Origin of the sequence: Rhodovulum sp. PH10, assembly GCF_000293785.1 — a bacterium.
Classification (GTDB): domain Bacteria; phylum Pseudomonadota; class Alphaproteobacteria; order Rhizobiales; family Xanthobacteraceae; genus Rhodoplanes.
The window spans coordinates 1-20,316 of sequence record NZ_AKZI01000034.1 but is presented as its reverse complement, the minus strand read 5'-3'; the positions used below and the strand labels follow the sequence as shown (position 1 = coordinate 20,316).

Genomic DNA, 20,316 nt, shown 5'->3' with positions numbered 1-20,316 from the left:
CACCCCCTTCGCCGGCAATGCCGATATTCCTCGGCCCCCAATCGATCGTGACGCCGATGCAACTCGTCTTCGTTCAATTCATGACCGGCCTGGCGAGCGCAGCCTCGCTGTTCCTCGTCGCCTCCGGCCTCTCCATCATCTTCGGCGTCACGAGGATCGTGAACTTCGCGCACGGCGCCTTCTACATGCTCGGCGCCTACGTGGCCTACACGCTGACCGAGCAGCTCTCCGGCGCGATCGGCTTCTGGTTCGCGCTCCTCGCCGCCGCGGTGATCGTCGCCGCCCTCGGCTGCCTGCTCGAGATGGTGCTGCTGCGCCGCATCTATCACGCGCCCGAGCTGTTTCAGCTGCTCGCCACCTTCGGCGTCACGCTGATGGTCGAGGATCTGGTGCTGCTGATCTGGGGCCCGGAGGATCTGGTCGGTCCCCGCGCGCCCGGCATGAGCGGCGCGGTGGTGATGTTCGGCAAGTACATCCCGACCTACGACCTGTTCCTGATCGCGCTCGGCCCGATCGTGCTGGTCGCGCTCTGGCTCCTGTTTCACCGCACCCGCTGGGGCGTGCTGGTGCGGGCGGCGACCCACGATCGCGGCATGGTGGCGGCGCTCGGCATCAATCAGAAATGGCTCTTTACCGGCGTGTTCGCGCTCGGCGTCTTCCTCGCCGCGATCGGCGGCGCGCTGCAGATCCCGCGTGACGCCGTCAACCACTCGATGGACCTCTCGATCATCGTCGAGGCCTTCGTGGTGGTGGTGATCGGCGGGCTCGGCTCGACCACCGGCGCCTTCCTCGCGGCGATCCTGGTGTCCGAGCTGAACGCCTTCGGCATCCTGGTGTTTCCGAAGATCTCGCTGGTGCTGGTCTTTCTGGTGATGGCGGTGGTGCTGGTGGTGCGGCCGTGGGGCTTCTTCGGCAAGCCGCAGCCGCCGCAGGCGACCGCCGTCGGCAACACGGTGCGCCCGTGGCGCCCGCTGAACCGCACCGAGCTGACGATCGCCGGCGGCGTCGTTCTGGTGATCGCGCTGCTGCCGTTCGTGCTCGGCAACTACGCGCTGACGATCGGCTCGGAGATCCTGATCTTCACGCTGTTCGCCGCGAGCCTGCATCTCCTGATGACGGTCGGCGGCCTCGCCTCTTTCGGCCACGCCGCCTATTTCGGCCTCGGCGCCTATGGTGCGGCGTTCGCCGCCACCGCCTTCGGCATGCCGATGGTGGTGGCGATCCTCGCCGGCCCGGTGCTCGCCGCGTTCGGCGCGGCGATCGTCGGCTGGTTCGCGGTGTCGCTGTCGGGCGTCTATTTCGCGATGCTCACCCTCGCCTTCGCGCAGATCGTCTGGTCGATCGCCTTCCAGTGGGTCGACGTGACCGGCGGCGACAACGGCATTCTCGGCATCTGGCCGGACGCCTTCGCCTCCTCGCCGTCCGGCTTCTTCTGGATGACGCTCGCCTTCGCGGTGCCGGCGCTGGCGCTTCTGCAGATGGTGATCTTCTCGCCGTTCGGCTTTGCGCTCCGCGCCACCCGCGACTCCGAGCTGCGCTCGGAATCGATCGGCATCGACCGCAAGCGCACGCAGTGGGTCGCCTTCGTGGTGGCGGGCGCGGTCGCTGGGCTCGGCGGCGCGCTGTTCGCCTTCCTCAAGGGCAGCGTGTTTCCCGACTTCATGTCGATCTCGGTATCGATCGACGGCCTGGTGATGGTGCTGCTCGGCGGCATCGAGACGGTGCTCGGCCCGATCGTCGGCGCGATCGTCTTCAAGGCGCTGTCGATCTGGTTGATCAGCCAGACCGATTATTCCAAGCTCGTGCTCGGCCTCGCCATCATCGCCATGGTGGTCGCCTTCCCCAAGGGCATCGTCGGCACGCTGGCCGACTGGCGGGCGAAATTCGACGCACGGCGGGCGCGGAAGCTCGCCGGCGGCGTGGCGACGGCGGCGGTCGCCGCCACCGTGCTCGGCGGCGTGGTCGGCACCGCGACCGGAACGCTCACCGATGCGGCCGCAACAGACACGTCGCACCGGAACGTGGCGCATCGGAACGCGTCGCATCAGGAGATCGACCGATGACCCGGCTTCTCGAGGTGGAGAATCTCTCGAAATCCTATGCCGGCGTGCAGGCGGTGAAGGGCGTCTCGTTCGGCCTCGACCGCGGCGAGATTCTGGCCCTGATCGGCCCGAACGGCGCGGGAAAAAGCACCTGCTTCAACATGCTCAACGGCCAGATCCGGCCGGACTCCGGCGCCATCCGCATCGACGGTGACCCGACGCTCGGCCTGCCGCCGCGCGCGGTGTGGCGCAAGGGCGTCGGCCGCACCTTTCAGATCACCGCCACCTTCGGCTCGATGACGGTGCGCGAGAACGTGCAGGTCGCGCTCCTCTCGCACACCAAGGCGCTGCGCCGCTTCTGGGGTTATGGCGGCGCCGCCGACATCGCCGAGGCCGATCGCCTGCTCGCGCTGGTCGGCATGGAGATCCACGCCGATCGCGCCGCCGCCGAGCTCGCTTATGGCGATCTCAAGCGGCTCGAGCTGGCGATCGCGCTCGCCAACGAGCCGAAGCTCCTCTTGATGGACGAGCCGACCGCCGGCATGGCGCCGAAGGAGCGCATCGAGCTGATGCGGCTCACCGCCGAGATCGCCCGCCGCGAGGGCATCGGTGTGCTTTTCACCGAGCACGACATGGACGTGGTGTTCGAGCATGCCGACCGCATGATGGTGCTCTCGCGCGGCGTGCTGATCGCCGAGGGGCCGCCGACAGAAGTGCGGCGCGACCCGCAGGTGCAGGCGATCTATCTCGGCGAAGGCCTCGTCTACGATTCCCGCCACCAGGATGCGCCCGCATCGGGCTCGACCGCTCAGGAGGCCCACTGATGGCCGCCCCCGCTCTCGCCGCCGTGGCGCCGCCCGCCACCTCGCAGCTCGACGTCGTCAAGCTCAACGCCTTCTACGGCGCCGCCCACATCCTGTTCGACGTCGACTTCACCGTGCATTCGGGCGAGGTCGTCGCCCTGCTCGGCCGCAACGGCGCCGGCAAGTCGACCACCTTCCTGTCGATCATGGGCATGGTCGCGCGCCGCACCGGCACGGTGTGGTTCGATGCGGACGAGATCACCGCACTGCCGACCTACGAGATCGCCCGCCGCGGCCTCGGCTTCGTCCCGGAGAACCGCCGCATCTTCACCGACCTCACGGTGGAGGAAAATCTCCTGGTCGGCCGCCAGGCGCCGCGCGAGGGCGCGCCGACCTGGGAGCCCGAGCGGCTCTACGAGCTGTTTCCGAACCTCGCCGACATGCGCAAGCGCCCCGGCGGCCGGATGTCCGGCGGCGAGCAGCAGATGCTGACGATCGCCCGCACGCTGATGGGCAATCCCTCGCTCGTGCTGCTCGACGAGCCCTCCGAGGGCCTCGCGCCAAAAATCGTCGAGCAGATGGCCGGCGCCATCCTGGCGATGAAGCGCGAGGGCTTGTCCATCCTGCTCTCCGAGCAGAACCTCCACTTCGCCCGCCTGATCTCGGATCGCGCGGTGATCATCGAGAAGGGCCGCGTGCAGTTCACCGGCACGCTGGCGGAGCTCGAGGCACGACCGGACGTGCGCGATGCGTATCTCGCCGTGTGAGGCGGCGACACCGTTCCGGTCGCGATCGCCGCGGCTGCGGCACTGTCTCGGGGCCGCGAAAGGGAAGTCGGTTTCATGACGCCGACGATGGATCTCCTGCGCGACGTGCTCGCGAAGGTGCTCGATCTTTTGGAGAACGAGGGGCCGTTCCGCTATCGCCTGATCGGCACCGCAGCCGGCCTGCTGCGTGGCGTGCCGCTGGTGCCGGGCGACGTGGATCTGCTGGTGACCGAGCGCAGCCACGTCGACACTTTCGCGCGCGCGCTCGCCTCCCATCGATGCCTGACGCCTCCGACCTGGATGGAGTCCGCCGGGCAGTATTACGCGGCCTTCGATGTGGACGGCGTCGAGGTCGAGGCCAGCACCGTCGAGTGGCCGTCGGACTCGCCGTATCTCGAGACCATCGGCAGTGGCCCATGGACCCATTTTTCGGAGATCGCGGTCGGCAACGAGCGCGTCCCGGTGGTGGCCATCGAGCTACGGCTCGCGACCGAGCTGCGCCGCGGCCGCAACGATCGCGCGGACGTCATCGTCCGCTGGATGCGCGATCACGGGTGTGATCTGCACCTGCTGAACAGCGCAATGGACGCACAAGGGATCGATACGGACCGTCGACACGCGGTGACGGCCGCCATCGTCGGCTGATGCGGACCGGGCGCAGCCTCGCTGCGACCCGGCTCGCGCCGGCCGATCTCGTCCTCCCTCCCCTGGTGGGGAGGGTCGGGACGCGGGGACGAGCCCCGGTGTGACACGCCTGTTGGACGACACGCATGGAAAGCGTCGCCTCACTTCTCCGCAAACGCCTTCTCGATCACGTAGTCGCCGGGCTCGCCGGTGTTGCCCTCGAGGAAGCCGAGACGCTCCAGCATCGGCGGCACGTCGGCCAGCATGCCGGGATTGCCGCACAGCATCACCCGGTCGCGGTTCATGTCGAAGCGCGGCAGGCCGATGTCGTCGAACAGCTTGCCGCTCTCGATCAGCGTGGAGATACGGCCCTGATGATGGAACGCCTCGCGCGTCACGGTCGGGTAGTAGACGAGCTTCGGCGCGATCATCTCGCCCAACAATTCGTCCTGCGGGAGCTGATTCTCGATCAGATCACGATAGGCGAGCTCGGCGACGTGCCGCACGCCGTGAACCAGCACGACCTTGTCGAACCGCTCGTAGACCTCGGGGTCGCGGATGGTGGCGAGGAAGGGCGCGAGCCCGGTGCCGGTGGCGAGCAGATAGAGGTTCTCGCCGTCGCGCAGATTGTCGAGCACCAGCGTGCCGGTCGGCTTGCGGCCGACCATCACCGTGTCGCCCTCCTTCAGATGCTGGAGGCGCGAGGTGAGCGGGCCGTTCGGCACCTTGATCGAGAAGAAGTCGAGCGAATCGGCCCAGTTCGGCGAGGCGATCGAGTAGGCGCGCAGAAGCGGCCGCTCGTTCACCGGCAGGCCGACCATCACGAACTGGCCGTTCTTGAAGCGGCAGCCGGGATCGCGGGTGGTGGAGAAGCTGAACAGCGTGTCCGTCCAGTGATGGACCTCGGTGACCTGCTCTTCGAAGAACATCTTCATGGGGGTGGGCCTTCGCTGCCGCGACGAGCGGCTTGTGGGGGTCTTTTCGTTAGTGTACTAACAAATATGCGGAGCCCGGGCGGCCTTGTCAATGCCCGCTCGACCATCGAACGGACCGTCGAGGCATCGCCGCGCGGACCCCGCTGAGCACGAGGAGAGAAGAGATGGCTCACGATGCGCCGGCCGCGACCGGCCCGACCAAACTGGTGATCCGCAATATCGGCCTTCTGCTGTCGGGGGCGCTCGAGAACCCGGTGCTCGACGCCGACACGATCGTCGCCGAGAACGGCCGGATCACCGCGATCGGCAAGCTGAAGGACGTCGACGTCGAGGGCGCCAGCACGGTGGTGGACGCCAACGGCACGGTGGTCGCGCCCGGCCTGATCGACAGTCACGTCCACCCGGTCGCCGGCGACTGGACGCCGCGCCAGAGCCAGCTCAACTGGATCGAGTCGAGCCTGCACGGCGGCGTCACCACGATGATCTCGGCCGGCGAGGTGCACACGCCCGGCCGCCCGCGCGACATCGTCGGCCTGAAGGCGATGGCGATCACCGCGCAGCGCTGCTTCGACGCGTTCCGCGTCGCCGGCGTCAAGCTGCATGCGGGTGCCCCCGTGCTCGAGCACGGCATGGTGGAGGAGGATTTCAAGGAGCTCGCCGCCGCCGGCGTGAAGCTGTTGGGCGAGGTCGGCCTCGGCGGCGTCAAGGACGGCGCCAACGCCAAGCAGATGGTGAGCTGGGCGCGCAAATACGGCATCCAGTCGACCATCCACACCGGCGGCCCGTCGATCCCGGGCTCCGGCCTGATCGGCGCCGACATGGTGCTCGAGGCCGACACCGACGTGGTCGGCCACATCAATGGCGGCCACACCGCGCTGCCGGACGGCGAGATCCGCTGCATCTGCGAGAGCTGCCGGCGCGGCCTCGAGCTGGTCCACAACGGCAACGAGCGCGCCGCGCTCTACACGCTGCGCACCGCCCGCGAGCTGAATCAGCTCGAGCGGGTGATCCTCGGCACCGACGGCCCGGCCGGCTCCGGCGTGCAGCCGCTCGGCATCGTGCGGATGGTGGCGATGCTCGCCTCGCTCGGCGAGGTGGCGCCGGAGATCGCCTTCTGCTTCGCCACCGGCAACACGGCCCGCATGCGTGCGCTCGACTGCGGCATCGTCGAGATCGGCCGCGCGGCGGACTTCGTGATCATGGACAAGGCGCAGCACTCGGCCGGCAAGCACTTCCTCGAGTCGATCGCGCTCGGCGACCTGCCCGGCATCGGCATGACGATCATCGACGGCCAGGTGCGCACCGCCCGCAGCCGCAACACCCCGCCGGCGACCAAGCTGCCGTCGGTGGTGGGGCACTGAAGCCGAAGGGCCGGGACCGACGGCGAGGTCGAACTCCGTCGCCGTCGGTATCGGTTCTCGGTCGTTCCGGGGCGCGGGCTGCAGGCCCGCGAGCCCGGAATCCATACTCACGGACAGGGGATATGGGTTCCGGGCCCGCGCCTTCGGCGCGTCCCGGAACGACGGACGTGAGCGGATCACCCGAATCTCGCAGGAGCCGCCTCACCGCAGCTTTGCGAGCAGCTCCAAAAACACCTTGCGCTCCTTGGCCGAGAGCGGCGCGAGCGTCTCGTCGGTGATGGTGTGCGCGACCTCGGCATGGGTGGCGACCAGCGCCCTGCCCTCTGCGGTGAGGTCGACCACCCGGCGGCGGGCGTCGTCGGGATCGGCGGCGATCGCGGTGAGGCCGCGCTTGGTGAGCCGGTCGACCACACCCTTGATGGTGGCGACGTCCATCGCGGTCGCCCGGCCGAGCTGATTCTGCGAGGTCGCGCCGATCTCGGCGAGCTTCGACAGCGCGGCCCATTGCATCGCGGTGAGGTCGCAACCGATGCGCGCCGCAAAGATCGCGGTGTGACGCTGGTTGACCTGGCGCAGCATGAAGCCGACCTGCGCGTCGAGCACGTAGTCGGCGGCGGGCAGCGATGTTTTCCGGGCAGTCTCGATGGTCATTGCAAAAGCCTCCGAGCCGAACCCGGCGTCGGCGCAAGACGATTATCGGCTTGCCGAGGACCGTGGTCGAGGGGATGTTCGGGGAACGACGCGCCATCGGCGCGCAGGGGAACCGGCACCGCCGCACGGTGCCGCCGACAATGGCGTTCCGGCACCGGCGCGCCGGAGACGGCGACGGCCGGGGCATACCCGGCCGCCGTGGCGACAACCGATGTCGGTGGTGCGCCGAGCATGATCAGCGCAGGCCGTCCTCGCCCTTGATCTGATCCGTGGTCAGCCCGCCGACGCGCGGCAGCGGCCGCCCGCCGGTGGTGATCGCCACCGCCACCATGATCTCGTTCGCGCGTGGCGCGTCGACGATCGACACCTGCATGCCGTCGAAATGACTGCGCACGAAGGCCGCGTCCTTGTGGCCGAGCGGAATGTCCAGCTCGGCGCCCGGACCGCCGCGCTTCTTCGACGACGGGATCAGCGCCGCGCCCTTGATCAGCGTCTTGCGGATCGGCGCGCCCATCTTCGGATGCAGGAGTGCCGCGGCGTGCTCCATCTCGCCGTTCTCGCCGACCAGCGCCGCCTTGCCGTAGCTCTCGCATCTGTCGGCCGGCACGCCGAGCGCCGCCACCGCCTTCTCGCTCAGGATCTGGCCGAGCTCGACGCTCATGTCGATCAGCGGCGACAAGTCCTCGACATACTGCCCGGCGAACGGGTTCTCGATCACCGCGATCGCAGCGGCGCGCTTCACCGGTGGGTCGACCTTCTGGCCCATCTCCGTCAGGGTCTCGTCGACCACGGTCACGATCTTGCGAATCTTCGGGGTCATCGCAGCCCATCCCCTTTGCTGATCTCACTGGCCTTCAATCCGCCGACGCGCGCATGGATGCGTCCGCCGGTGGTCATCACGAGCGCGAGGACGATCTCGTCGGCCCGCGGGCCGTCGGGAAGGCCGACCTCGAGCGCGTCGAAGTGGCTTCGCACGTACGACGCATTGATGTGGGTGATCGGCACGTCGAGCCTCGTGCCGGGTGCGCCGACCTTTTTTGTCGACGGCACGATCGCCTTGGCGTCGCCGAGAATCTCACGCATCGCATAGCCGCCCGGCACGTGCCACAGCGCACCGTGCTCGATCTCACCGGCGGTGCCGACGATCGCGCCCTTGCCGTAGCCCTCGATTTTTTCCACGCCGCCCAGCGCCGCCACCAGCGCCTTCGCCAGCTCGAGGCCGAGCGGCTCGAGATCCTTCATGAAGGGCGCGATGTCCTCCACATAGGACCATGCAAAGGGATTCTCGATCACCGCGAGCGCGACGCCCCGCTTCAGCGGGGTGGCTGCGACCGGACCGCCCTCGTGAAAAATCTCCTCGACGAGGACGAGACGCTTGCGAACTTGAACTTGCGGCATGGGCGAGAGCCTTGCTGGATTTTCGAGAGATCGAACGAAAGTGATTCACGCAGTTTTCGGCAGGATCGGGCCGCAACGTGCTCCCGCTCGTCCCCGCGAAAGCGGGGACCTGGAGCCCCACGGAACGGCCGACTGGATTCCCGCTTGCGCGGGAACGAGCGGAGTGCGGGGCGAGGTCGGCGAAAACCAATTTTTGCCGTCATCGAAAGAAGGCGTCCCTAGCGCCGCCATGCGCCGCGAGCGATGGCATCCCGACCGCGCCGCCGGACCGGCCGACGATGCGGGTGACGCCTTGCAGATGCAGCGCGGCAGCAGAAATCCGGCCGTCACGCACCAGCCGCCCGGCGACGTTTTCGCCGTGATCGAGCGCAAGCTCGATCTCGGCCGCCGTCAGCGCGGGAACATTCGTCGTGACGAGACGGTCGCCTAGATCGCTGTCGGGCGCGAGCTCACGGGCCGGCACGCGGACGATGCCCGGGTGCTCGAGATCGACCGCATTGGCGACCACCGTCGCCGCCGCGTCGGCCTCCGCCGCGGTTTTCGCGAGGATGGTCACCGCGTCCGCAATGCCGAGCGAGAAGCTGCGGCCGCGCGCCCCCGAGGTCGCGATGCCGCCGACGCCGTCCTCCGCCGTGATGTCCGCAGTGGCAAACAGGCTCGGCCGGTCCGGGCGATCGACCAGCCCCGTGGTGAAGCGCGTGCCGGGCGAAAGATGAAGCGCGATGTCGCCGCCATTGTTGACATAGGCGCGCACCAGCCGATCGCCGGCCGCCTCGCGCATCGCGCAGAGAATCTCGTCGGCGACGCTGCCGGCGACCGCCGCCATCGGCGTGATGAAGACCGTTTCGCCATATGGTGCGACCGCCGCCGCCATCCGCTTCGCGACCGGCCCGGAAACGCCCGGCGCCATCGGCGAGACGGGTGCGCGCAGTGCCGTCAGCTCACCGCACAATTCGTCGAGCAAGCCGTCCAAACGGGCGACGGCGGCGCGGTACGCCGCCTCCACCGCGTCGCGATCACCGAACGCCTCGACGATCAGGTCGATCGGCCCGTCCTGGAGATGCAGGCGACGGCCGTCCGGCAGCAGCCCGGCCTGCAATCGCCTCCCTGGTCCGGACGAGCCCATCGCCTCAGTCGTGCTCCCAGCGCACGCCGTCGCGTGCGAACGGCCAGACATTGCCCTCGATCTGCGGCACCAGCTTGCGGTCGCGGCTCTCGTCGAGCGTGGCGAGCGGGCGCACCCGGTCCATGTGGCCGCCGAGCGCGGCATAGTCCGAGAGCCTCAGCGTGAACTCGATCGGCGCCACCATGGCGGGCGTCGGCACGTAGCCGAAGGCGTTCTTCGGCAGCCGCGTCACGTCGACCATGAAGGTGATGCCGCCGCCCGGCCACACGTAAGTCGGCGCGCCGCCGCAGGTGACACGGGTCAGCGTGTCCTTGACCGAGCGGGTGAGCCGCACCGGATTTTCCGTCACGCCCGCGCGCAGCGATCCGCCCGCCCCGGCGATGAACAGCACCGTGCACAGCGCCGGCTCGCAGTTCTCCTTGATCAGCTCGGCGGAGGCCCGCAGCTCCGCCGGCATCTCCGCCTCGCGCGGCACCAGATTTTCGTCGAGCCGGAAGAAGGCCGCGTGCTCGCCGGTGGTCGAGACCATGAACAGGCTGGCGCCGGGCTTTGCCACCGCCTTGTCGAACGTGTCGAGAATGGCGAGCGGATCGGTGATCGAGGTGCCGCCCCAGCCGGTGCCGGGCTCGGCGACCTGAAAGTAGCGGCCGGGCGTCGAGCGCCGGCCCTTCATGCGGATGCCGGAGGGCTGCATGCCCAACAGCTTGCCGGACTGGTGCTCCGACAAAACGCCGGTGATGTGGTCGTCGACCACCACCACCTCGTCGACCTTGCCGTACCACTGCTTGGCGAAGATGCCGATGGTGGCCGAGCCGCAGCCGACCCGCATGCGCTCCTCGAGCGCACCGTTGATGATCGGCGGCTTGCCGGCCTCGACGATCACGCTGGCGCCGTCGTCGATCGTCAGCTCCACCGCCTTGCCGTTGGAGAGATCGAGCAAGGTCTCGCAGGTGATGCGGCCTTCCTTCTTCGAGCCGCCGGTGAGGTGATGCACGCCGCCGAGCGAGATCATCTGCGAGCCGTACTCGCCGGTCGTCACGTGGCCGACCGCCTCGCCCTGCGCACGCACCGTCGCCTGCTCGGGGCCGAGGAAGCGGTCGGTGTCGATCTTCACCTTCACGCCGCAATAGCTGAAGATGCCCTCGGTCACCACCGTGACCATGTCGACGCCGTCGATCTCGGAGGAGACGATGAAGGGCGCCGGCTTGTAGTCGGGATAGGTGGTGCCGGCGCCGATCGCGGTGACGAAGTGCGTCTGCTCGGGCAGCAGCGTGCCGTCCCAGTCGCGTTCCTTGAGGTCGAACGGCACCACGCGGCCGCCCTCCTCCAGCGTGCGCTCGAGAATCACGTGCGGATCGACCCGGATCAGCTCGCCCTGGTGATTGGCATAGCGGTCGCAGGCGCCCGTCATGCCGGGGCGGATCCAGCAGGCGACCGGGCAGGCGTCGCAGCGCACCTTGTCGGCGACAGTGGTGGCTTCCATCGTCATTGCATCGTCTCTCGTGCGATCCGGGTCTGCTCGTGCACCGCGATCGGAAGGGCCGGAGAAGCGGTCGAAAAGGCCCGGAGGATCGTTCGCCGGATCGCAGACTTTGTTAGTGTACTAATGATCTCTCGAGACCCGTTCCATGTCAAGGTTCTGTCGAAGCGGTCACCGCCTCCGCAGGGCGGCCCTGCGGCACGGCATGGGCACGGATTGTTGCGGCGGTCGCCTCCAGGCCGGTCCAGGCCGGCAGGTCGGGGGCGAAGCGGGCGCGGACATAGCGGGCGAGCGCGGCGAGCTGGCCGTCGTCGAGATGGTGCAGGAAGGACGGCATGGCGCCGAGCGCGTCGAGATCCGGTACCGAGATGCCTTCCAGCATCACCCGCAGGAGCGTGTCGGGCGTCTCGGCATGCACGGCGGTGGCGAGCGCGAGCGACGGTTTTACGCCGAACAGCGCCGGTCCCCGCCCCTGCTCGTGGCAGACCGCGCAGGCGCCGGCGAACAAACGGCCACCCGCGGTCTCTGTGGTGATGTGCAGCCGCGCGGCCGCCTTCTCCTCGAGCGTTTTCGCCTGCGCCGCGATGGTTTCGCGGGGCGGCGCGTCCGTGTAGGAGGCGATGTAGTGCGCCATGGCGCGGATGTCGGCGTCCGGAAAAACTTTCAGCTCGGCGACGATCGGCGCCATCGGCCCGGCGGCGACGCCGTGCTCGCTCGACCAGCCGGTGCGGAGATAATCGTAGAGCGCGGTCTCGTCCCACGCGAGCGGCGCCGGGTTCTTGCTCGTGAGCGCAGGCGCATGCCAGCCCTCCGCCTCGCCGCCGGAAAAATGCGCGGCGCCGGTCTCCTCGGCACCCATCGCGTTGCGCGGCGTGTGGCAGGCCGAGCAGTGGCCGAGCCCTTCGGCGAGATACGCGCCGCGGTTCCACGTCTCGCTCTTCGTCGGATCGGGCGCGAACGGCGTCGCGTCGTGGAACATGGTGTTCCACACCGCCATCAGCGGCCGCAGCTTGAAGGGGAAGCCGAAGGCCGGCTCCGGCACGCTGTTGCGCACCGGCGGCACCGACATCAGGAAGGCGTAGAGCGCCTGCAGGTCGGCATCCGAGCTCTTGGCATACGAGGTATACGGAAACGCCGGATAGAGGTGGCGGCCGTCGCGGTGCAGCCCCTCGCGCATCGCCCGCACGAAGGCCGGATACGACCAGCGGCCGAGCCCGGTGTCTGGATCGGGCGTGATGTTGGTCGACCAGATGGTGCCGAACGGCGTGTCGATGGCGAGCCCGCCGGCGAGCGGCGCGCCGTCCTTCGCCGTGTGGCAGACGAAGCAGGCGCCGAGTTTTGCCAACTGCTCCCCGCGAGCAATGGTCGCTGCGGAGAAGACGCTCGGGTCGGGCGGCGCGATCGGCGGAATGGCGCTCCGCCATGGCAGCGTGGTCACGCCGAGCGAGCCGATCGCACCGAGCGCCGCCGCGATCAGCGGCATCAGCACCTTTTTCCGCGATTTCGTCGTCGTGACGGCGGGCGGCGGCGCCAGAGCCGGCGCGTCTGCCTGCGGCGACACACCGGCGGCGCGCAGGGCGGCGAGAACACGATCTGGGGTGAAGGGCGGCTCGCGGAAGCGCACGCCGGTGGCGTCGTAAATGGCGTTGGCGATCGCCGCGGCGCTCGGCACCGAGGCGGATTCACCGACCCCGAGCGGCGGCTCGTTCGGCCGCGGCACCATCATCACGTCGATCGGCGGCAGCTCGGGAAAGGTCAGCAGCGGATAGGAGCCCCATTCGCGGCTCGCCACCGCGATGTCGGAGAAGGTCACCTCCTCCTTCAGCACCCGGCTGGTCGACTGGATGACGTTGCCCTGGATCTGATGCCGCACCCCGTCGGGATTGATCATCAGGCCGGAGTCCTGGCCGACGCTGACTTTTGTCAGCGACACCTCGCCGGTATGCTTGTTCACCGCGACGTCGGCGACCCAGGCGGCCCAGGCCGAGCCGTATCCCGGAAACTTCGAATGAACGTAGAGCGCGTAGGCAAAACCGCGTCCGCGCAAGATGCCCGCCTCGTCCTCGCGCTTGCGCGGGCCGACATGCGGCTCCCATTCGGCGCGCTCGGCGAGCTGGTTCACCAGGTCGATCGCGCGCGAGTCTTTCAGATAGCGCAGGCGGTATTCGACCGGGTCGACACCGGCCTCCTCCGCCATCTCGTCGATCCAGCACTCGTGCGCAAAGCTGTTCGGCAGCGCCGAGACGCCGCGCAGCCACGAGGCTCGCACGATCGGCGCCATGTCGTGACAGACGACGCGCTTGTTCTCGTAGTCGTACGGGCCGATCGCGGTGCGGTCGCCCATCTGCGCCACCACCGGCGTCGGCGGCACCTTGCCGGTGAGCAAGAGCGGCAGCGTGTGGCAGACGTTCGAGGGATAGCGGGTCTGGAAGTCGTAGGCGACGATGCGACCGTCGGCGTCGAGGCCGCCGTCGACGGTCATCACCTGGCCCGCGCCCTTGGGCTCCCACAGATGCTCCTGATCACGGGTGAGCTGCACCCGCACCGGCCGCCCGACCGCCTTGGAGAGCAGCGCGGCGTCGGCGGTCACGTCGTCGGCGCAGTTGCGGCCATAGCAGCCGGACGCCTCCATGCGGACGATCTCGACCGCCTCCACCGGCATGTCGAGCAGTCTTGCGAGATCGTTGCGCAAGGGGATCGGGTTCTGGGTGCCCGACCACGCGGTGACGCGGCCGTCCGACACGTCGGCGAGCGCGCAGGACGGCCCGATCGAGCCGTGCATGTGATAAGGCCAGGTGTAAGTGCGCGGCGCCCGCACCGCGACGTTTTCCAGCGCGGAATCGACGTCGCCCTGATCGAGCAGCACGCGCGGCGTCGAGGGGTTTTTGGTGATCGCCGAGGCGAGGTCGCTCAGATCGGGCAGCGTCGGCGTCGGCTTCCATTTCACGGCGAGCGCGCGCAGCGCAGCGTCCGCCTGCTCCTCGCGCTCGGCGACGATGCCGATGAAATCACCCTGCACCACCACCGCGACGATGCCGGGAATGTGGGCGATCGAGCGTTCGTTCACGCCGATCAGGCTCGAGCCGACGAAATCGCCGGCATCGACCCCGGCATAAGGCGGGCGCACCACCCGGCCGTGCAGCATGCCGGGCACGCGCATGTCGTGAACATAGACGAGGCCGCCGGTCGCCTTGTGCGGCAGGTCGACGCGCGGCTGCGAGCGGCCGACGATTCTGTGCTGCTCGACCGGCTTGACCGGAACGTTCTCGGCGAGCGCGAGGCGGATCACGTCGTCGCCGATCAGATCGCCGTAAGTGAGATAGCGATTGTCGCCGCGACTCTGCGCGCCCGCCTGCCCCGCTGAATCGCCCGTCGTGGCCGGCCGCCGCGACACCACGCCGTCGTCGACGCAAAGCTCCGAGACGTCGGCGCCGAGGCGCTCCGCCGCGCGGGCGAGCAGAAAGTGCCGCGCCTGGGCGGCGGCGCTGCGCAAGGCAGGCGCGGTGATCTGGATCGTCTCGCTGGCGATCGTCGGGCCCTGATCGGGCGTCAGTGCGGTGTCCCCCAGCACCATCGCGACGCGCGCAAAACCGAGGTCGAGCTCTTCGGCGACGATCTGGGCGAGCGCGGTGCGGATGCCGGTGCCGAGATCGACATGGCCGTTGAAGGCGGTGACGGTGCCGTCCGCCTCGACCACCACGAACGGCTCGAGCGTTTCGGGATCCGCCGCCGCGACGTCGACATCGGCGCCGCCCGCCGGCCGCACGATCGCCAAGGTGCCGGGTTTCGTCAGATAGTCGGTGCGGCTGCGCCCGCGCGCCTGGAGATCGGATCGGAGAGCGGGCGACGGCGTGCTCACCGGTGGCTCCATTCGATCGCGAGGCGAACCGCCGCCAGGATCTCCACGTGCGAGCCGCAGCGGCACAGATTGTAGCGCAGCGTCTCGCGCACCTCGTCCTCGGTCGGGTTCGGGTTGGCGGCGATCAGCGCCGCGGTCGTCATGATCATGCCGTTGAGGCAGTAGCCGCACTGCGCGCCGGCGGTGGCGATGAACGCCGCCTGCACCGGGTGCGGCTTTTCCGGCGTGCCGAGCCCTTCCAGCGTCACGACGCTGTGGTTCTCGACGTCGGCGAGCGTCAGCACGCAGGCGCGCGCCGCCACCCCGTCGACCAGCACGGTGCAGGAGCCGCACTCGCCGAGCCCGCAGCCGAATTTCGGGCCGTTGAGCCCGAGATCGTTGCGCAGCACCGAGAGGAGCGGCGTCGCGCGTGGCAACGCCAGCTCGTGCACCTCGCCATTGACGGTCGTTCGCGGCATCGGGCCGGCCCGTTTTTCGTTAGCCTACTAACAAAAAAAGAGCATCGGCCCGAAGCGCTGTCGAGATCGATCTTTCGGCAGCTCGAGCGAGATCTTGGCACGAATTTCGGCAGCTCCGGCGGGGCCGGAGCCTGCGGCGTCGCGGTGGTGATCGTCCGCCCCGCCGGGCGGGTTCCGCGGCGCGGCGGTTTCCCCTGCGGGAGAAAGCGCTTCGCCGCAGGAAAGGGCGTCACCGCGGCGGCGGCCGCCGGCGCGGCCGGCCCGGCGCGCGGGTGGCCGATCGGGCCGCGGCGCCCCCGCGGCTGCCCATCATCCGATCACCGGGTGGTCGCGAGCGGCGGAGAAACGATCACGACACCAGCCGGAGCCGCGGCTTGGCGTCGGGCAGCGACAGCGCGATCGTCACCCGCAAGCCCTCGGCGCCGAACTCGCGCGAGATGTGGGAGTCGGGCTGGCTGGTGACGATGCGGTCGATCAGCGTCGAGCCGAAGCCGGGCGACCCGGCATCGGCCGCCGACGGCCCGCCCCGCTCGACCCATTCGACCGACAGGCAGCGCGAGCCGTCCGGCCCCGGCCGCGCCAGCGACCAGCGCACGGCGAGCCGCCCCTCCGGCACCGACAGCGAGCCGTATTTGGCGGCATTGACCGCGAGCTCGTGCAGCGCGAGGCCGAGCGCCAGCGCCATCGACGACGGCAGCAGCACGTGCGGCCCTTCGAGCGCGATCCGCTTGCGGGCGGGGTCCTCGTGCGTGTCCAGCTCGAGGTGCAGGAGATCGGTCAGCGCGATGCCGCCGCTCGGGTTGGTGAGCAGCGTGTGGGTCTTTGCCAGCGAGCCGATGCGGTGGACGATCGACTCGCGGAACGACTTGATGTCGGTCGCCGCGCGCGCGGTCGCCACCACGATCGACTGCACCGTCGCCAGCGTGTTGCGCACCCGGTGGTCGAGCTCGCGCGACATCTGGCGCTGCTGCTCCTCGGCCTCCTTGCGCACCGAGATGTCGAGATCGACGCCGGTCAGGCGCAGCGGCTGGCCCGCCTCGTTCATGAAGATTTTCGCCCGCGTCGCCAGCCAGCGGATGGAGCCGTCGGACAGCACCACGCGATACTCGGCCTCCAGCGCGCCGCCGCTCGTCACCGCCTCCATCACCGCCGCGTCGAGCTGGTCGCGGTCCTCCGGATGCACCGTCTGGCGCCAGTCGTCGTAGGTCAGCGTCTCGCGCGGCTCGAGCCCGTGCAGGCGCCATTGCGGCAGCGTCCAGGTGAGGATGCCGGTGGCGATGTCCCAGTCCCACACGCCGACGTTTCCGGCCTCGCCGGCGAGCCGCAGCCGCTCCTCGCTGCGCAGCAGCGCCTTCTCGATCTGCTTGCGCTCGGTGATGTCGTTCACCACCGTGACGAAGCGGCCCTCCACGCCGTTGCCGGGCCGCACGCAGCCGACGCTGAGATCGACCCACACGCGCGAGCCGTTCTTGCGCAGATAGCGCTTCTCCATCCGGTAATTGGAGATCACGCCGGACAGCACGCGCCGCTTCTGGGCGAGATCCTCCTTGATATCGGCCGGATGGGTGATGTCCTGGAAGCTGGTGGTGCGCAGCTCCTCGGCGGTGTAGCCGACGATGTCGCAGAAGCGGTCGTTGACGCTGAGGAAGAGGCCGTCGGCGGACACCTGGGCGATGCCGACCGCGGCGTTCTCGAACAGCGCGCGGTACTGCTGCTCGCTGTCGCGCAGCGCCAGCTCGGCCGCCTTGCGCGCGGTGATGTCCTCGACCACCGTGATGTTGTAGGAGCGCCCGCCGGCCACCAGCCGCGAGACGTTGAGGTCCACCCACACCGCCGAGCCGTCCCGGCGGACGTAGCGCTTCTCGCGGCGGAACGCGCTGACGTCGCCGGCCCGCAGCCGCCACACCTGGACGAGATCGGAATCGAGATCGTCCGGGTGGGTGATCTCCATGAAGGTCTTGCCGTTCAGCTCCTCCGCGGTGTAGCCGACGATGGCGCACAGCCGCTCGTTGACCACCAGGAAGCGGCCCTCCGGCGAGAGCTGCGCGATGCCGACCGCGGCGTTGTGGAACACCGCCCGGAACCGCTCCTCGCTCTCGACGAGGCTCCTGGTTTCGCGCATCTCGCGACTCGCCGCCCGGCCGGCGACGATGCCGAACACGCCGATCACCGCGAGCGCGACCAGCAGCAGCGAACCGTTGGAGGCGAGCCGGCCGTAGAACGGCTCGAGCACGTCGGCGCACGGGATGGTGACGACCGCGAGCAGGCCGTAGCGGGGCGTGGTGCGAAACACCTGGAGGAACTCGCGGCCGTTCGGCGCGCTGATCTCGGCCCGGCCGTCCTGGTGCGGCAGCGTGCCGGCGAGGAAGCGCGGCACCTCCGCGTCCTCGCTCTCGCCGCTCTCCGCCGTCGGCAGCGGCCAGCGCACCACCATGGTGCCGTCAGGCTTGTAGACGCCGATCTGCGATTTCGGACCGAGATCGAGCTCCAGCGTGTCGTAGACGCGCCGAAAATTCTCGATGTGCATGGTCACCTGGACCAGACCGCGAAACACGCCGTCGACCCGGATCGCCTGCGAGTAGCCGAAGAACCAGCGGCCGGTGACGCGGCCGCGCATCAGGCCGGAGAGGTGATCGGCGGCGCCCGCCTTGAGCGCGCGGAAATAGGGGCGGTCGGCGACGTTGGAGGCCGGCGGCACCTTGCTGGTGGTGGTGGCGACCACGTCGCCGTTGGCGTCCAGCACCCAGATCGTGCCGACCATCGGCGAGGATGCGCCGAGCGCCTGCAGATCCTCCCAGCGATCACCGCGGTAGCGATCGAAGCCGCCGGCCGTCACCTGCTCGGCGATCCGGCCGGCGATGATCCGGCTGGTGTCGATCGCCCGCTCGGCGTGGTCGGCCAACAGCTCGGCCGCGGTCTCGACCGTCTCCCAGCCGTGCTCCACCGAGACGACGTAATCCTCGCGCGCCTGCAGGGCGAACAGCGCCCCGAGCGCGAGGGCGGCGCAGGCGGCGACCAGGACGGACCACCGGGCCGGTGCGAGCCGACGGTGATCGGCTCTCCCGGACCAATCGACTTTCTCGGGTCGACCACCATTCCGGCCCCGATCGCCGGTCGCCGAGTGTTTCGCTTTCCCGGAGTGTTTCGCTTTCCCGGAGTGTTTCGCTTTCCCGGAGTGTTCGGCTTTCCCGGAGTGTTCGGACGTGCCCGAATGTTCGGACGTGCCCGAGTGTTCGGACGTGCCCGAGTGTTCGAACTTCCCGGAATGTTCGGCTTTTCCAGAACTCACTGGCGGACTCCGACGCTGTCCAGTTTCGGCGAGCCGGCGACAGTTTGCTCGGCGCCCGTCGTCGGCACCGGTGTCGCCGGAGGAAGCGACCCTCGACGGTACGGGAGATTCGGCTCCGCCCCGGCATGATGATGGTGTTCGCGCCGGCTGTCACCCGAGGTTGTTTCCGATCAGTATTTCGCCGCGTCGGATGGCGGACAGATCGTGCGGGCGCCACCACCGCGCGCCAACCGCAGGGCGGGCTCCCGTGAACCGACGGAGCCTCGTCGTGTTGTCGTACCGCCGGGGCGCGCACGGCTCCCGGTCGGCCGACGAGACACGAGGACAGGATGAAGCGGGTACTGATCACCGGGGGCGCGGGCTTCATCGGCTGCAACGCCGCGCGGTTCTTCGGCGAGCGCAACTGGCGCGTGACGGTGCTCGACACACTCTCCCGCGACGGGAGCGACCGCAATCTCGACTGGCTGCGCGATCGTCTCGCCTTCGATTTCGCCCGCGTCGACGTGCGCGAGCGCGCGGCGGTCGACCGGGTGGTCGCCGAGACGCGGCCGGACGCCGTGCTCCATCTCGCCGCCCAGGTGGCGGTGACGACCTCGGTCGCCGATCCGCGCGCCGATTTTTCCGTCAACGCGCTCGGCACCTTCAACATGCTCGACGCCGTGCGGCGCTTCTGCCCGGACGCGGTGTTCGTGTTCGCCTCCACCAACAAGGTGTACGGCAAGGTGGCGGGCGCCCGCGCCGAGCTGCACGGCGAGCGCTGGACGCTGCCGGACCGCCCGCACGGCATCGGCGAAGGCGAGCCGCTCGACTTTCTGTCGCCCTATGGCTGCTCGAAGGGCGCGGCCGACCAGTACGTCACCGACTTCGCCCGCATCTACGGCATCCCCGCCACCTCGTTCCGCCAGTCCTGCATCTACGGGCCGCGCCAGCTCGGCATCGAGGATCAGGGCTGGGTCGCCTGGTTCGCGATCGCCGGCGTGCTCGGCCGCGGCATCACCCTGTTCGGCGACGGCCGCCAGGTGCGCGACGTGCTGCACGTCGACGACCTCCTGCGCGCCTACGAGGCGGCGATCCTGGCGCCCGACGCGGTGGCCGGCCAGGCGTTCAACGTCGGCGGCGGGCCGGGCAACGCGGTGTCGCTGCGCGAGGTGATCGCGATGCTGGAGACGCGGCTTTCCCGCCGCATCCCGGTGCGGGTCGCCGACTGGCGGCCGGGTGATCAACGCGCCTATGTGAGCGACGTGGAGAAGCTGCGCCGGGTGCTCGGCTGGGCGCCGGAGATCGGTGCCGCCGACGGCGTGTCGCGCCTCGTGCAGTGGGTTTTGGAGGATCGCGCGGCGGCGGATCGCGCGGGGGTGGCGCCGGCGCATGCCGACGGCGGAGCGAGCACCGCCGCGGACCAGGCCGCGATCGGCGGCGCGCTGCCGGCCGGCGCCTGATACCAACGGCGACAGAGTCCGACCTCGTCCCGAGGAGCACTCCGCAGGAGTGCGTCTCGAAGGGCGAGGCCACGGTGCGGGCCT

15 protein-coding genes are annotated in these 20,316 nt (G+C 69.4%); 6 read left to right on the top strand and 9 right to left on the bottom strand.

Going from position 1 to position 20,316, the window contains the following annotated elements:
- The first annotated feature begins 56 nt into the window (after window positions 1–56).
- From A33M_RS06625 to A33M_RS06610, 4 genes are all read left to right on the top strand, one after another.
- A complete protein-coding gene (locus A33M_RS06625) occupies window positions 57–2,063 on the top strand; it encodes an ABC transporter permease (protein ID WP_008384961.1) in 2,007 nt (668 codons plus the stop codon).
- Complete coding sequence (locus tag A33M_RS06620) at window positions 2,060–2,866, top strand: ABC transporter ATP-binding protein (RefSeq protein WP_008384958.1); 807 nt, start codon at window positions 2,060–2,062, stop codon at window positions 2,864–2,866. Before A33M_RS06625 ends, A33M_RS06620 begins: the two co-directional genes overlap by 4 nt.
- Window positions 2,866–3,612, top strand: a complete 747-nt coding sequence (locus A33M_RS06615) for an ABC transporter ATP-binding protein (RefSeq protein WP_008384957.1) — start codon at window positions 2,866–2,868, stop codon at window positions 3,610–3,612. The genes A33M_RS06620 and A33M_RS06615 overlap by 1 nt, the downstream gene beginning before the upstream one ends.
- Window positions 3,613–3,687: 75 nt before the next feature.
- Window positions 3,688–4,257, top strand: coding sequence for a hypothetical protein (locus tag A33M_RS06610; RefSeq protein ID WP_008384954.1), 570 nt, complete (start codon window positions 3,688–3,690; stop codon window positions 4,255–4,257).
- Window positions 4,258–4,397: 140 nt separating this feature from the next.
- Here the strand turns inward: A33M_RS06610 and A33M_RS06605 are convergent, their stop codons facing one another.
- Window positions 4,398–5,171, bottom strand: coding sequence for a ferredoxin--NADP reductase (locus A33M_RS06605; protein ID WP_008384950.1), 774 nt, complete (start codon window positions 5,169–5,171; stop codon window positions 4,398–4,400).
- A gap of 164 nt (window positions 5,172–5,335) precedes the next feature.
- Here A33M_RS06605 and A33M_RS06600 point away from each other — a divergent pair, with 164 nt between their 5' ends.
- A complete protein-coding gene (locus tag A33M_RS06600; protein ID WP_008384949.1) occupies window positions 5,336–6,532 on the top strand; it encodes an amidohydrolase family protein in 1,197 nt (398 codons plus the stop codon).
- 201 nt (window positions 6,533–6,733) lie between these two features.
- On the opposite strand, the gene A33M_RS06595 is transcribed toward A33M_RS06600, so the two are convergent.
- The 8 genes from A33M_RS06595 to A33M_RS06560 all read right to left on the bottom strand — a co-directional run bounded on the left by A33M_RS06595 (window position 6,734) and on the right by A33M_RS06560 (window position 18,448).
- Window positions 6,734–7,183 carry a MarR family winged helix-turn-helix transcriptional regulator gene (locus A33M_RS06595; RefSeq protein WP_008384946.1) on the bottom strand — a complete coding sequence of 150 codons (450 nt, stop codon included), beginning with the start codon at window positions 7,181–7,183 and terminating at the stop codon, window positions 6,734–6,736.
- Between the two features lie 235 nt (window positions 7,184–7,418).
- On the bottom strand, window positions 7,419–8,003 hold the full coding sequence (locus tag A33M_RS06590) for an amino acid synthesis family protein (RefSeq protein ID WP_008384944.1): 585 nt from the start codon (window positions 8,001–8,003) through the stop codon (window positions 7,419–7,421).
- Window positions 8,000–8,581, bottom strand: a complete 582-nt coding sequence (locus tag A33M_RS06585) for an amino acid synthesis family protein (protein ID WP_008384942.1) — start codon at window positions 8,579–8,581, stop codon at window positions 8,000–8,002. Before A33M_RS06585 ends, A33M_RS06590 begins: the two co-directional genes overlap by 4 nt.
- Before the next feature lie 199 nt (window positions 8,582–8,780).
- Complete coding sequence (locus tag A33M_RS06580; RefSeq protein WP_008384940.1) at window positions 8,781–9,680, bottom strand: UPF0280 family protein; 900 nt, start codon at window positions 9,678–9,680, stop codon at window positions 8,781–8,783.
- Window positions 9,681–9,711: 31 nt separating this feature from the next.
- Window positions 9,712–11,196 (bottom strand): hypothetical protein, encoded by a 1,485-nt coding sequence (locus A33M_RS06575; RefSeq protein WP_008384938.1) that lies wholly within the window; start codon window positions 11,194–11,196, stop codon window positions 9,712–9,714.
- Between the two features lie 142 nt (window positions 11,197–11,338).
- A complete protein-coding gene (locus A33M_RS06570; RefSeq protein WP_008384935.1) occupies window positions 11,339–15,046 on the bottom strand; it encodes a molybdopterin cofactor-binding domain-containing protein in 3,708 nt (1,235 codons plus the stop codon).
- Window positions 15,043–15,504, bottom strand: a complete 462-nt coding sequence (locus A33M_RS06565) for a (2Fe-2S)-binding protein (protein WP_008384933.1) — start codon at window positions 15,502–15,504, stop codon at window positions 15,043–15,045. The genes A33M_RS06570 and A33M_RS06565 overlap by 4 nt, the downstream gene beginning before the upstream one ends.
- 349 nt (window positions 15,505–15,853) lie before the next feature.
- A complete protein-coding gene (locus A33M_RS06560; RefSeq protein WP_008384930.1) occupies window positions 15,854–18,448 on the bottom strand; it encodes a PAS domain S-box protein in 2,595 nt (864 codons plus the stop codon).
- A gap of 674 nt (window positions 18,449–19,122) precedes the next feature.
- Here A33M_RS06560 and A33M_RS06555 point away from each other — a divergent pair.
- A complete protein-coding gene (locus tag A33M_RS06555) occupies window positions 19,123–20,232 on the top strand; it encodes an NAD-dependent epimerase/dehydratase family protein (RefSeq protein ID WP_008384926.1) in 1,110 nt (369 codons plus the stop codon).
- Window positions 20,233–20,316 lie beyond the last annotated feature (84 nt).

Excerpts from the sequence above, each read along its gene's own strand:
- A33M_RS06590 (WP_008384944.1), bottom strand. The coding sequence starts at position 8,003 with ATGACCCCGAAGATTCGCAAGATCGTGACCGTGGTCGACGAGACCCTG.
- A33M_RS06600 (WP_008384949.1), top strand. The coding sequence starts at position 5,336 with ATGGCTCACGATGCGCCGGCCGCGACCGGCCCGACCAAACTGGTGATC.
- A33M_RS06555 (WP_008384926.1), top strand. The coding sequence starts at position 19,123 with ATGAAGCGGGTACTGATCACCGGGGGCGCGGGCTTCATCGGCTGCAAC.
- A33M_RS06595 (WP_008384946.1), bottom strand. The coding sequence starts at position 7,183 with ATGACCATCGAGACTGCCCGGAAAACATCGCTGCCCGCCGCCGACTAC.
- A33M_RS06625 (WP_008384961.1), top strand. The coding sequence starts at position 57 with ATGCAACTCGTCTTCGTTCAATTCATGACCGGCCTGGCGAGCGCAGCC.
- A33M_RS06585 (WP_008384942.1), bottom strand. The coding sequence starts at position 8,581 with ATGCCGCAAGTTCAAGTTCGCAAGCGTCTCGTCCTCGTCGAGGAGATT.
- A33M_RS06575 (WP_008384938.1), bottom strand. The coding sequence starts at position 11,196 with ATGACGATGGAAGCCACCACTGTCGCCGACAAGGTGCGCTGCGACGCC.
- A33M_RS06605 (WP_008384950.1), bottom strand. The coding sequence starts at position 5,171 with ATGAAGATGTTCTTCGAAGAGCAGGTCACCGAGGTCCATCACTGGACG.
- A33M_RS06610 (WP_008384954.1), top strand. The coding sequence starts at position 3,688 with ATGACGCCGACGATGGATCTCCTGCGCGACGTGCTCGCGAAGGTGCTC.
- A33M_RS06620 (WP_008384958.1), top strand. The coding sequence starts at position 2,060 with ATGACCCGGCTTCTCGAGGTGGAGAATCTCTCGAAATCCTATGCCGGC.
- A33M_RS06565 (WP_008384933.1), bottom strand. The coding sequence starts at position 15,504 with ATGCCGCGAACGACCGTCAATGGCGAGGTGCACGAGCTGGCGTTGCCA.
- A33M_RS06615 (WP_008384957.1), top strand. The coding sequence starts at position 2,866 with ATGGCCGCCCCCGCTCTCGCCGCCGTGGCGCCGCCCGCCACCTCGCAG.